Below are 11,499 nucleotides of genomic sequence, written 5' to 3'. Positions count from 1 at the left end.
CCGACCGAGGAGGTGTGGCCGAGGGCGACGTCCCTGTGCGGCGGCACCACCGCGGCACCACGTCGGCCCGTACGCCGGAGCCCGTGATGAACCAGCCTGCGCACTCCCCCCTGGACAAGCCGGCCGACGGCACCGCCGAGGCCCCCGTTGCTCTGGCGACCTTCGCCGAGGGCCCCGACGCGCAGGTCTGGACCCCTCCCTCCTGGGAGGAGATCGTCGAGGCGCACAGCGCCCGCGTCTACCGGCTCGCCTACCGCCTGACGGGCAACCAGCACGACGCCGAGGACCTCACCCAGGAGGTCTTCGTCCGGGTCTTCCGTTCGCTCTCCACCTACACCCCGGGCACCTTCGAGGGGTGGCTCCACCGGATCACCACCAACCTCTTCCTGGACATGGTGCGCCGACGCCAGCGGATCCGCTTCGACGCCCTGGGCGACGACGCCGCCGAGCGGCTGCCGAGCCGTGAGCCGAGCCCGGCCCAGCACTTCAGCGACACCCACTTCGACGCCGACGTCCAGCAGGCGCTCGACACCCTCGCCCCTGAGTTCCGCGCCGCCGTGGTGCTGTGCGACATCGAGGGCCTCTCCTACGAGGAGATCGCGGCCACCCTCGGCGTCAAGCTCGGCACCGTGCGCAGCCGCATCCACCGCGGCCGCTCGCACCTGCGCGCCGCGCTCAAGCACCGCGCCCCCGGCTCCGCCCCCGGGCGCGAGCGCCGCGGCGGTTCCGACGAGCCGGTGGCGGTCGGTGCGGTCGGCGGTGACGCGGGCGCCACCGACCGGCGTGGACGGAGGCGGTCGTGAGTGCTGTCGGCCGGTCCGGTCCGCACGAGTCGTCCGGCAGGGCGCCGTCCCGCCGCGGCGGCTGGGCGCAGCTGGGGCGGCGCGGTGGCGCCGATCCCGAGCCGGCGGCGGCGCCGCGGGTACCCGTCGGACCGGAGAGCGGGCTGCTCCCGGTCGCGGTCCGCAGCAGCGCCGAAGCCCCCGCGGAGGAGCACCATCTCGGTGAGCGGCTCTCGTCCTTCGTGGACGGCGAGCTCGGCCACGACTCGCGCGACCGCGTCCAGGCCCACCTGGCGACCTGCCCGCAGTGCCTGGCCGAGGCCGACGCCGGCCGCGCGGTCAAACACCTGCTGACCCACACCGGCACTCCCGCACCCTCCTCGACGCTGATGGCCCGGCTGCTCGCGGTCGGCGCCCTCGGCGAGCAGCAGGACGACGACGGGGCGCAGGGCCGGCGCGACGACAACGACCGCGACGACCGCTCGGACGACGGCCGGGGCGGACCCGGCGGCGGCCTGGCGGCCGTCACCGGCACGCTCGGCGGCAGCCGGCTCAACGGCGGCTCGTTCGGGCGGGGCGCGGGCGCCCCGTTCGGTGCCGGCGCGCTCGGCGCGGACGCCCCGTTGCCCGGGGTGGACCCCAGAGCCTTCGGCCGGGGATCCGTGCTGCGCCCCCTGATGGGCCGGCGCGGCCCGCAGACGGGCTCGGGCGGACCGCTGGCGGCCGCCGGGCCGGGGACGCCCACCGCGGCCGCCACCGAGCCCTCCGGGGCCTCCGGGCGCCCGGTGCAGCCGCGGGCCCGCCGCTTCGTCTTCGCGGCCGCCGCGGCCGGCGCCTTCTCGGTCGCCGCGGTCACCCTGGGCGGGGTCGGCGGGCTGCCCGCCCCGGCGGGCGACGACCGGCCCGGTACGGCGGTCACCCCGGCGCGCGGCCCGGTCGGCGGAGCTCCGGTGCCGATGAGCGGACAGGTCCCGGTCGACTTCCCGGTGCTGCCGGTGGCGGCGACCCGTACCGCGGCCGTGCCCGGCGACTCGGGCCGGCTCCCGGTCAGCGGCAGCCCCTACGGCGGGGCGCCGTACAGCGGCGGGTTCCACGGCGACGGACCGTACGGGGACGGGTCCGGCCGGCCGCGCTGACCTCACCTGCGGCGATCGGTGGGACTTCACCACGGCTTCATCACTTCGAGGCCCCGGTACCGGCCGACGGCCATTACCCTGTAGGGACGCCGTCCGGACAGTGTGGGAGCTTGCGTGTTCACAGACATAGGCACACTTGAACTCCTGACCTTGGTCATCATGGCCATCGTGATCTTCGGCCCGGACAAGCTCCCCAAGCTGATCCAGGACACGATGGGCTTCATCCGGAAGGTCCGCTCCTTCGCCGACAGCGCGAAGGAGGACATCCGCAGCGAGCTCGGCCCGGACTTCAAGGACTTCGAGTTCGAGGACCTGCACCCCAAGACCTTCGTCCGCAAGCAGCTCATGGGCGGCACCGAGGACCCGCTGGGCTTCAAGGAGATCCGCGACAGCCTCGACATCAAGTCGGTCCTGGACGACCGGCCCTCCCCGTCGGTGAACGGCCGGTCGGGCTCGGTGAGCATGGAGAAGACCGGGCCCGTGGAGTCGGCGGCCGCCGCCGGCGCGCCGCTCGCCGCCGGTGAGCGCCCCCCGTTCGACCTGGACGCGACCTGATCCTCGGCCCGCCGCCGACCGATCCACGACGCGCCAACGCCCCGCCCGGCCGGTCGGCTGAGCGGGGCGCCGGCATGTCCGCCGCTATTGTGCTGATTGTCTCCGTCGCGCGGACCGGCCGTTTCCGGGCCGTTTCCGGCCCGGCGGGGACGCCGTGGAGCGCCGTCATCGGAGCGCACCGCGGCAGGGAACAGGCGTTGAGGAGGCCCGGGGATGGACGCGACGAGTCATGCGGTGGGAACGGCGACGGCCGGCGGACCGGAGGCCGGCGCGGCCTCCGGCGCCGTACCGGGCGGCCGGGCCCGCCCGGTGGACCCGCTGCTGGCGTACCGGGCGGCGGACTTCCCCTGGTACGGGCTGGACGAGGGTTGGACCGGCCGCCGCTGGCTGATGCAGGCCGGCTCCGGCGTGCGGGCCGGCCAGAGCGCCGGCGTCGACTACGGCACCCTCGGTCACGGCGAGGAGCCCGCCAAGCAGCACGAGGCCCGGGACGTCCGCCGCTTCGCCGTGGTGGTCACGGTGGCCCGCCGGGACGTGCGCCGCAGCGCCGACAACACCGGCACCCTGGAGGCCACCTCGGCCTCCTCCGCCGCCTGGCTGGCCGGCTCCGGCCTGCTGGCCGCCACCTGGCCCGGCCAGCTGGACCGCGCCCTGCGCCAGGACTGGATGGACCAGCAGACCGCCCTCGCCTGGGACCTCGCCGACGACCTGGAGGGCCCCGGCTGGTCCGCCCTCAGCCTCCCGGTCAACGGCCTCCCGCAGCCCTTCCGCTACCGCGAGTCCGAGTACGGCTGGGTGCTGGCCGGCGAGGCCCCCGGCGTCCTGCTGGGCGCCTACGGCCGGGGCGTCAGCGCGTACGGCGTCGGCTTCTCGACCGTCCCCGACCTCACGACGTACACCCGCCCGTAGCGCGCGGCCCCGGCCGCCCGGGGGCGCGGGCCGGGCGACGCGCCGCTCGCACGACGGCGAAGGACGGGGCGGTGTGTCACCGCCCCGCCCTTCGTGCCGTCGGACGGCGTCAGAACTTGTTCTTCGGCGTGAGCCCCAGCGAGAGCCCGGACAGGCCGCGCTGGCGGCCGCCCAGCTTGCCGGCGATGGTGCGCAGGGCGGCGCCGGCCGGGGAGTCGGGGGCCGCGAGGACGACCGGGGTGCCGTCGTCGCCACCCTCGCGCAGGCGGACGTCGATCGGGATCGAGCCGAGGACGGGGACGCTCGCGCCGACCGAGCGGGTCAGCGCGTCGGCGACGGTCTGGCCGCCGCCGGTGCCGAAGACGTCGATCATCTCGTCGCAGTGCGGGCACGGCATGCCGGACATGTTCTCGATCACGCCGACGATCTTCTGGTGGGTCTGCAGCGCGATGGTGCCGGCCCGCTCGGCGACCTCGGCGGCGGCCATCTGCGGGGTGGTGACGATCAGGATCTCGGCGTTGGGCACCAGCTGGGCCACCGAGATCGCGATGTCGCCGGTGCCCGGCGGCAGGTCGAGCAACAGGACGTCCAGGTCGCCCCAGTACACGTCCGCCAGGAACTGCTGGAGCGCGCGGTGCAGCATCGGGCCGCGCCACACCACAGGGGTGTTGCCCGGGGTGAACATGCCGATCGAGATGACCTTCACGCCGTGCGAGGACGGCGGCATGATCATGTCCTGGACCTGGGTGGGCCGGCCCTCGACGCCCAGCATGCGCGGCACGCTGTGGCCGTAGATGTCGGCGTCCACCACCGCGACCTTGAGGCCGTCGGCGGCCATCGCGGCGGCCAGGTTGACCGTCACGGAGGACTTGCCGACGCCGCCCTTGCCGGACGCGACCGCGTACACCCGGGTCAGGGTGCCCGGCTTGGCGAACGGGATCTCCCGCTCGGGGGCGCCGCCGCGCAGCAGGGTGGAGAGTTCCTTGCGCTGCTCGTCGCTCATCACGTCGAGTTCGACCTCGACGGTGGTCACGCCGGGGACGGCGGCGACCGCCTCGGTCACCCGGGTGGTGATGGTCTCGCGCATCGGACAGCCGGAGACGGTCAGGTAGACCGCGACGCGCACCGCGCCGTCCTCGGCGATCTCGACCGATTTCACCATGCCGATCTCGGTGATCGGTCGGTTGATCTCCGGGTCGTTCACGGTTGCCAGCGCCGCCCGTACGGACTCGTCCGTGACGCCGGCCGCAACCTCTGTCTCGTTGGCCATGCCTTGATGGTACGGCGCGCGGTGGTGCGGCCCGACTCGCCGGTAGCGTGCCACCGGTCACAGCAGTTCGGAGGGTTCCCGGCGCTCGTCGATCTCCTTGAGCAGCGACTGCAGCTCGGAGCGGATGAAGTCGCGGGTGGCGACCTCGCCGAGGCCCTGGCGCAGGGCGGCCACCTCGCGGGTCAGGTACTCGGTGTCGGCGATGTTGCGCTCGCTGCGGGCCCGGTCCTGCTCCATGTTGACGCGGTCGCGGTCGTCCTGGCGGTTCTGCGCCAGCAGGATCAGCGGCGCCGCGTAGGAGGCCTGCAGCGAGAGCATCAGGGTGAGGAAGATGAACGGGTAGTCGTCGAAGCGCCAGGCGACCGGCCCGACGGTGTTCCAGCCGACCCAGACGATGACCACCACCGTCATCCAGACGATGAACCGGCCGGTGCCGAGGAAGCGGGCGATCCGCTCGGAGAGCTTGCCGAACGCCTCGGGGTCGTACGCGGGCAGGCTGATCAGGCCGGGCCGGGTGGTCCGCGGCTGGTCCAGCCGGGTGCGCGCGGTGCCGCTGCTGCCGCTCTCGGTGCGCTGCATCCGGCTGCCTTCGCGGGCGCGCTTCTCGCGCAGCTGGCGCAGGTGCCGGAGCTCGCCCTGGAGGCGCTGGCGCGGCGTGTCCTCCCGCCGCCCCTTGCGGTCAGCGTCCACCGGTGGCCTGCCTCTCGTGGACCCGGTCGCCGTACGTCCCGTTGTCGTGGGCGCCGCCGTACGGGCCGTCGCCGTCGGGGGAGTGCAGGGCGGCGTCGCGCCAGTCGTCCGGCAGCAGGTGGTCCAGCACGTCGTCGACGGTGACGGCGCCCAGCAGGTGGTCAGCCTCGTCGACCACCGGGGCGGCGACCATGTTGTACGTCGCCAGGTAGCTGGTGATGAGGGACAGCGGGGTGTCCGGCGGCAGCGGGTCCAGGTCGTCGTCCACCAGCGAGCCGACCAGGGTGTACGGGGGCTCGCGCAGCAGCCGCTGGAAGTGCACGGTGCCCAGGTACTTGCCGGTCGGGGTCTCGCTGGGCGCCCGGCAGACGAAGACCTGCGCGGCCAGGGCCGGCTTGTTGTCGGCGATCCGTACCAGCGCGAGGGCCTCGGCGACGGTGGCGTCCGGCTCCAGCACGATCGGCTCGGTGGTCATCAGACCGCCGGCGGTGTTCTCCTCGTACGTCAGCAGCCGGCGCACCGGGGCGGCCTCGTCCGGCTCCATCAGCTGGAGCAGCCGCTCGGCCTCGTCACCGGGCAGTTCGGAGAGCAGGTCGGCGGCGTCGTCCGGGTCCATCGCCTCCAGCACGTCGGCGGCCCGCTCGTCCTTCAGCTTGCCGATGATCTCGACCTGGTCGTCCTCCGGGAGCTCCTCCAGGACGTCGGCCAGCCGCTCGTCGTCGAGCGCGGCGGCCACCTCGGCGCGGCGCTTGGCGGACAGGTGGTGCATCACGTTGGCGAGGTCGGCCGGCCGGAGCTGGTCGAAGGTGGCGAGCAGGTTGGCGGCGCCCTGGTCCTCCTCGGCGAGCGAGAAGCCGGTGACGTCGTGCCAGTCCAGGGTGAGGGTCTCGCCCTTGGCCTTGCGCAGCCGGCTCGGCCGGCCGATCTGGACGAAGACCTTGCTGATCTCCCACTCGCGGACCCGGGTCTGCACCATCGCCACGTCCAGGACGGTGACCTCCTCCTCGGTCCTGGTGCGCACCACGCGGCGGTCCAGCAGTTCGGCGAGGACGAGGGTCTCGGAGGGGCGCTGCTCGAAGCGGCGCATGTTGATCACGCCGGTGGTGAGCACCTGGCCGGACTCCAGGCTGGTGATCCGGGTCATCGGCAGGAAGATCCGGCGCCGGCCGACCACCTCGACGACCAGCCCGAGCACCCGGGGCGGCCGTCCGCCGATCCGCAGCGAGACCACCACGTCCCGGACCCGGCCGACCTGGTCGGCGTTGGGGTCGAAGACCGCCACGCCCGAGAGGTGGGAGATGAAGACCCGGCTGCCTGCCCCTGCCATGGCTCCTCGACTCCCTCGCTGCCCGTACGGCGCCCGCCCTGACGCTCGCGGCCAAGGCTACCCGGGCGGGCGGGGCGCAGCCCGCCGAGGCACGGCCCGGCGGTGACGGCGCGGCGACGGGCGGGTTGCGGGGGCGGGGTGCCGGCGGGCGGGCGGCGGTGGGCAGGTGTCCGGGGCGGCGTCCGGCCGGTGGTGACGGCGCGCCACGCCGGGGCGGCGGCCCGGTGGCGGTCAGCGCCCCCGGCGCCTGAGCAGCAGCTTGGGCAGGCCGGCCGGCACGGGCAGCCGGGTGGTGACGGGCGAGGGCATCGGCGCGGCCGCCAGCGAGCCCTCCGGCATCGAGCCGGGCTGCTCGGTGAGTTGCCGTCCTTCGGCGCCGGCCGGCTCCAGCCGCAGCACCCGGCACTCGCGGGCCCAGCGGTCGGCGATGGTGTCGGTGTCGGGGGCGTTCAGCCGCTTGCCCTTGAGCTCCTCGACCGCGCCGAGCCAGGCCTCGCTGCCGGGGGCGAGTTCGCCGACCCGGGCGGTCCAGCCGGTGAGCCGGCCCCACTTGTCCTTGCTGCGGACGGTCACCTCGGCGGCGCCGCCGGCGGTGAGCCCGTGCAGCGGCTGCTCGGCGCCGTCGCCGACCACGACCACCGCGCCGTCGTACCAGGCGTGCCACAGGGCCCGGCTCTGCTGCTGCCCGTCGGCGCGGACCCAGAGCAGCCCGGACTTCTTCGCGGCCTCCTCCAGGAGGGCCCGGTCCAGGAAGTCGGCGGCGGTCGCGGCGGCGGCAGGCGTGCGGTCCATGGCGGACAGCGTACGGCCTGGTGCCCACCGGGTGTCTCAGCGGTCAGGACGACAGTTCCGTCCGGTGGAAAGGGGCCTTACCTTGGTGACGTCCGGCGAACCGCCGGCCCCCGTCACCCGCGACCACCCGCCGCGTGGTGCGACCACCAGAGGAGAGCCGTGCCAGCCGTCCGGTCCGACGCCGCCGACACCGCCGTTCCCGTCACCACCGGCACCGCGCCGGCCCGGCCCGCCCTGCCCAGGACCGACCTGCTGCTGCTCGCCGTCTCCATCGGCGGCATCTCCCTCTCCGCCCCGCTGATCAGCGCCACCGCCGCGCCCGCCCTGGCGATCGCGCTCTGGCGCAACGTGATGTCGGTCGGCCTGCTGGGCCCGTACGCGCTGCTGCGCCACCGGGCCGAGCTGCGGGGGATCGGCCGCCGGGCCCTGCTGCTCGCGACGGCGGCCGGGGCACTGCTGGCGGTGCACTTCGCGCTCTGGATGCCCAGCCTGCGGATGACCTCGGTCGCTTCGGCGACGGCGTTGGTGACCACCACGCCGCTCTGGACGATCCTGCTGATGCGGGTGTTCGGGGTCCGCGCGCCACGCCTGGTGTGGGCGGGCATGTGCGTGGCCTTCGCCGGTGTCCTGGTGCTCACCGGCGTCGACCTGTCGCTCTCCCCGCGGGCGCTGCTCGGTGACGCGCTGGCGCTGGGGGCGGGCCTGGCCGCGGCCGGGTACGTGCTGCTGGGCGCGGAGGTCCGCAAGAGCGTCAGTACGACGGCGTACACGCTGGTCTGCTACGCGACCACGTCCGTCGTCCTGCTGGCGATCTGCCTGGTGGCGGGGACCCCGCTGGCCGGCTGGTCGGGCGGGGTGTGGTGGCAGATCGTGGCGCTGATGGTCAGTGCGCAGCTGCTCGGCCACTCGCTGAGCAACCGGGTGGTGAGCACCCTCGGCCCGTCCGTGACGTCCACCGCGATCCTGCTGGAGACGCCGGGCGCCGCGCTGATCGCGGCCCTCTGGCTGGGCCAGTGGCCGCCGGTGGCGGCCTACCCGGCGGTCGCGCTGATCCTGCTGGGGCTGGTCCTGGTGGCCCGCGGCGGCCGCCGCTGAGCCGCCCGTACGGTCCGGGCCGCCGGCGCCGCGCGGGACACCCGGGCGCGGCGGGCCCGCGTCCGGCGGCGGACGGTGGCGCCCCGTCGGTCGGGTTACAGCCAGCCGTTGCGGCGAAAGCCCCGGTACATCCCGACACAGATGGTCGCCACGCCGAGCAGCACCATCGGATAGCCGTACTTGTGGTGCAGCTCGGGCATGTAGTCGAAGTTCATCCCGTACACGCCGGTGATCATGGTGGGCACGGCGAAGATGGCCGCCCAGGCGGTGATCTTGCGCATGTCCTCGTTCTGCGCGACCGACACCTGCGCCAGGTTGGCCTGGAGCAGCGAGTTCAGCAGTTCGTCGAAGCCGTGCACCTGCTCGGTCACCCGGGCCAGGTGGTCGGCGACGTCCCGGAAGTACTTCTGGATGTCCGGGTCGACCAGCCGCTGGAGCGGCTCGGAGAGCTGCTGCATCGGCCGCAGCAGCGGGGTCACCGCGCGCTTGAACTCCAGCACCTCGCGCTTGAGCTGGTAGACCCGGCCGACGTCGGTGCCCTTGCCGCCCTTGTTGGCGAAGACGTCGAACTCGATCTCGTCCACGTCGCTCTGCAGCCGGTTGGCGACCTCCAGGTAGTTGTCCACCACGTGGTCGGCGATCGCGTGCAGCACCGCGGACGGGCCCTTGGCCAGCAGCGCGGTGCCGTCCGCGCTGTCGACGTCCTGCTCCATCCGCCGCCGCAGCTCCTGCAGCGAGCTGTGCCCGCCGTGCCGGACGGTGATCACGAAGTCCTGGCCGGCGAAGACCATCAGCTCCCCGGTGTCGACCACCTCGCTGGTCGGGGTGAGCTGGTCGTGCTCGACGTAGCGGATGGTCTTGAACACGGCGAACAGCACGTCGTCGTAGCGCTCGACCTTGGGGCGCTGGTGCGCGTGCACCGCGTCCTCGACGGCCAGCGGGTGCAGGCCGAAGCGCTGCGCGATGCCCTCGAACTCGGCCTCGGTCGGCTCGTGCAGTCCGATCCAGCTGAACGAACCCGGGGTGCCCTGGAGCTGCTTGGCGGCCTTGACCCGGCGGGCGGCCTCGCGGGGGCTGCAGCTCTCGCCGTGCCGCTTGCCGTCCTGGTAGACCGCACAGTCGACGACCGCCGAGGGCGACTGGCCGGGGTGGATCGAGTCGTACGCGTCGTCGCCCGGGCGGCGGCGGTGCGGGCGGACGGCGGCGCGCAGGTTGTTGATCATCGACATGGCAGGCTCCTTGGGCAGGAGCCGTCGCACGGCGGCACGTCGGAGGGGCCGTGGTGCGGCGGCGAGGAACACCGATGGAATCCGGTGCCTGCGGTCGGCCCTCGGCCTTGCTGGGGCGCGATGCGGGACGACGAGGCTCCGGGGAGGGTGCTCTCCCGGCCCGATGTGACGCCGCCTCAGTCACCTCGGCAGACGCAGCTGTTTCAGCTGGAGAGGTGAGGGGTACGGGGAAGGCGTCCGGGCCGGGTAGAGCTGCCGGTACTGCATGGTCGGCTGGTATCCACCGCAACCACCTCCTTCACGCCGCTGCCCCGGGCGACAGAAGTCCCCGGTGGTCAGCTGCTCACATTAACAGCTGACGGGGCCCCGCCGCTGGGGTGTTCACGGGCCGGTCGCCGGGCGCGGGTTACGCTCACCGGCATGGCGCACGACTTCCCGCTCTTCGGCGATCCGTCCAGTGATCCGCACGGCCCCGGCCGGCACACCCGCGAGGCCGTGCTGGCCGCCGTCGAGGCCCGGCTGCTGACCACCTTCGGCGAACCGAGCGGCCGGGCGGCGGTGACCTTCCTCGGCACCGACCGGATCGAGGTGCTGCGCTTCGGCCCGGACGCCGAGGGGCTGGTCCGCTACGCCACGCTGGGGATGGCCGCGACGCCGATGGCGGACCCGACCGCGACGGTCGCCGACCCGGTGCGCGGGCCCCGCGCGGAGCTGGTGCTGACCGTCCGGGGCGGGCGCGACGACGTCCTCAGGACGCTGGCCACCTTCGCGGCGACGCCGCAGGTGGAGGGTCTGGTGGTGGCGCCCGGCGGCTCGCTGGACCTCGGCTCCCCGCTCTGGGCGGGCGCGCCGTTCACCTCGGTGCTGGCCGCCGAGCCGGGCGGGCTGGTGCCGGACCTGGAGCTCGACGAGCCGGCCGACCCGGTGCGGTTCCTGCCGCTGCTGCCGATGACGCCCAACGAGGCCGGCTGGAAGCGGGTGCACGGCGCGGCCGCCCTGGAGGAGCTCTGGCTGCGGCACGGGACCGACCTGCGGGACCCGCTGCGCCGCGCCGTCCCGCTGGACTGAACCCCCCTCAGGCCGGCCGTCCCCGCGCGGTTCAGCCCTGTTCGGCGATGAACCCGAAGACACCGTCGGCGGTCAGCTGGACGGCGATCGCGGAGAGCAGCAGGCCCGACAGTCGAGTGATCAACACCACACCGCCCTCCTTGATGACGGTGATGATGAGCAGCGAGAAGCGCATCGTCAGCCACATCACGACGTGCATCACGACGATGGCGCACCACACCGCGAGCTCCTGCGCGCCGGTGTCCGCGGCCTGGACGGCCAGGATGACGGCGACGATCGCGCCGGGGCCGGCCAGCAGCGGCGTGCCGAGCGGGACGAGGGCGACGTTCACCTCCTTGGTCTGCGTCGGCTCCTCGATCTTGCCGGTCAGCAGGTCGAGGGCGATCAGCAGCAGCAGGATGCCGCCGGACACCTGCAGCGCCGGGACGGAGACGTGCAGGTAGTCCAGGATCTGCCGGCCGAACAGGCCGAAGGCGGTGATCACGCCGAGCGCCACGGCGGCGGCCTGCCAGGCCATCCGGCGGCGGACCTTGTGGGCCCGGCCGGAGGTCAGCGCCAGGAAGATCGGGATGGTGCCCGGCGGGTCCATGATCACGAAGAGGGTGACGAACAGCGACCCGAACGTCGTGACGTCGAAGAAGCTCAT

Annotated in this window: 12 protein-coding genes; 6 read left to right on the top strand and 6 right to left on the bottom strand. The window is 74.0% G+C overall.

The window, feature by feature from the left end:
• Positions 1–86 precede the first annotated feature (86 nt).
• The 4 genes from sigE to OG689_RS16895 all read left to right on the top strand — a co-directional run bounded on the left by sigE (position 87) and on the right by OG689_RS16895 (position 3,382).
• Positions 87–803: an RNA polymerase sigma factor SigE gene (sigE, locus tag OG689_RS16910; RefSeq protein ID WP_266327208.1), complete on the top strand. Its 717-nt coding sequence runs from the start codon at positions 87–89 to the stop codon at positions 801–803.
• Positions 800–1,918 carry a zf-HC2 domain-containing protein gene (locus tag OG689_RS16905; RefSeq protein ID WP_266321308.1) on the top strand — a complete coding sequence of 373 codons (1,119 nt, stop codon included), beginning with the start codon at positions 800–802 and terminating at the stop codon, positions 1,916–1,918. The genes sigE and OG689_RS16905 overlap by 4 nt, the downstream gene beginning before the upstream one ends.
• A gap of 114 nt (positions 1,919–2,032) precedes the next feature.
• Positions 2,033–2,473 carry a sec-independent translocase gene (locus tag OG689_RS16900; RefSeq protein WP_266321307.1) on the top strand — a complete coding sequence of 147 codons (441 nt, stop codon included), beginning with the start codon at positions 2,033–2,035 and terminating at the stop codon, positions 2,471–2,473.
• 390 nt (positions 2,474–2,863) lie between these two features.
• The gene (locus tag OG689_RS16895; RefSeq protein ID WP_266327207.1) at positions 2,864–3,382 is read left to right on the top strand and encodes a hypothetical protein; all 519 of its coding nucleotides are present in this window, start codon (positions 2,864–2,866) and stop codon (positions 3,380–3,382) included.
• A 109-nt stretch (positions 3,383–3,491) separates the two neighbouring features.
• Here OG689_RS16895 and OG689_RS16890 read toward each other — a convergent pair whose 3' ends face one another.
• From OG689_RS16890 to OG689_RS16875, 4 genes are all read right to left on the bottom strand, one after another.
• Positions 3,492–4,652, bottom strand: coding sequence for an Mrp/NBP35 family ATP-binding protein (locus tag OG689_RS16890; RefSeq protein WP_266321306.1), 1,161 nt, complete (start codon positions 4,650–4,652; stop codon positions 3,492–3,494).
• A 57-nt stretch (positions 4,653–4,709) separates the two neighbouring features.
• Positions 4,710–5,231, bottom strand: coding sequence for a DUF1003 domain-containing protein (locus OG689_RS16885; RefSeq protein WP_266327205.1), 522 nt, complete (start codon positions 5,229–5,231; stop codon positions 4,710–4,712).
• A 100-nt stretch (positions 5,232–5,331) separates the two neighbouring features.
• A complete protein-coding gene (locus OG689_RS16880) occupies positions 5,332–6,669 on the bottom strand; it encodes a CBS domain-containing protein (protein ID WP_266321305.1) in 1,338 nt (445 codons plus the stop codon).
• A 231-nt stretch (positions 6,670–6,900) separates the two neighbouring features.
• Complete coding sequence (locus tag OG689_RS16875; RefSeq protein WP_266321304.1) at positions 6,901–7,461, bottom strand: hypothetical protein; 561 nt, start codon at positions 7,459–7,461, stop codon at positions 6,901–6,903.
• Between the two features lie 234 nt (positions 7,462–7,695).
• On the opposite strand from OG689_RS16875, the gene OG689_RS16870 reads away from it, so the two are divergent.
• Positions 7,696–8,556, top strand: a complete 861-nt coding sequence (locus tag OG689_RS16870; RefSeq protein WP_266327203.1) for a DMT family transporter — start codon at positions 7,696–7,698, stop codon at positions 8,554–8,556.
• A 95-nt stretch (positions 8,557–8,651) separates the two neighbouring features.
• Here the strand turns inward: OG689_RS16870 and corA are convergent, their stop codons facing one another.
• Entirely contained in the window at positions 8,652–9,785 is a 1,134-nt protein-coding gene (gene corA / locus OG689_RS16865) for a magnesium/cobalt transporter CorA (RefSeq protein WP_266321303.1), read from the bottom strand.
• 420 nt (positions 9,786–10,205) lie between these two features.
• Between corA and OG689_RS16860 the strand changes: the two genes are divergently transcribed.
• Positions 10,206–10,853 carry a suppressor of fused domain protein gene (locus OG689_RS16860; RefSeq protein ID WP_266321302.1) on the top strand — a complete coding sequence of 216 codons (648 nt, stop codon included), beginning with the start codon at positions 10,206–10,208 and terminating at the stop codon, positions 10,851–10,853.
• A gap of 31 nt (positions 10,854–10,884) precedes the next feature.
• Here OG689_RS16860 and OG689_RS16855 read toward each other — a convergent pair whose 3' ends face one another.
• Positions 10,885–11,499, bottom strand: coding sequence for a MarC family protein (locus OG689_RS16855; protein ID WP_266321301.1), 615 nt, complete (start codon positions 11,497–11,499; stop codon positions 10,885–10,887).

The organism is Kitasatospora sp. NBC_00240 (assembly GCF_026342405.1).
GTDB lineage: Bacteria > Actinomycetota > Actinomycetes > Streptomycetales > Streptomycetaceae > Kitasatospora.
This window is presented reverse-complemented; position numbering and strand designations above follow the sequence as displayed.

What these genes read in the sequence shown, in the direction of transcription:
- OG689_RS16885 (WP_266327205.1), bottom strand. Translation starts at nt 5,231, where the DNA reads ATGCAGCGCACCGAGAGCGGCAGCAGCGGCACCGCGCGCACCCGGCTG.
- OG689_RS16890 (WP_266321306.1), bottom strand. Translation starts at nt 4,652, where the DNA reads ATGGCCAACGAGACAGAGGTTGCGGCCGGCGTCACGGACGAGTCCGTA.
- OG689_RS16855 (WP_266321301.1), bottom strand. Translation starts at nt 11,499, where the DNA reads ATGAGCTTCTTCGACGTCACGACGTTCGGGTCGCTGTTCGTCACCCTC.
- sigE (WP_266327208.1), top strand. Translation starts at nt 87, where the DNA reads ATGAACCAGCCTGCGCACTCCCCCCTGGACAAGCCGGCCGACGGCACC.
- OG689_RS16860 (WP_266321302.1), top strand. Translation starts at nt 10,206, where the DNA reads ATGGCGCACGACTTCCCGCTCTTCGGCGATCCGTCCAGTGATCCGCAC.
- OG689_RS16875 (WP_266321304.1), bottom strand. Translation starts at nt 7,461, where the DNA reads ATGGACCGCACGCCTGCCGCCGCCGCGACCGCCGCCGACTTCCTGGAC.
- corA (WP_266321303.1), bottom strand. Translation starts at nt 9,785, where the DNA reads ATGTCGATGATCAACAACCTGCGCGCCGCCGTCCGCCCGCACCGCCGC.
- OG689_RS16895 (WP_266327207.1), top strand. Translation starts at nt 2,864, where the DNA reads ATGCAGGCCGGCTCCGGCGTGCGGGCCGGCCAGAGCGCCGGCGTCGAC.
- OG689_RS16880 (WP_266321305.1), bottom strand. Translation starts at nt 6,669, where the DNA reads ATGGCAGGGGCAGGCAGCCGGGTCTTCATCTCCCACCTCTCGGGCGTG.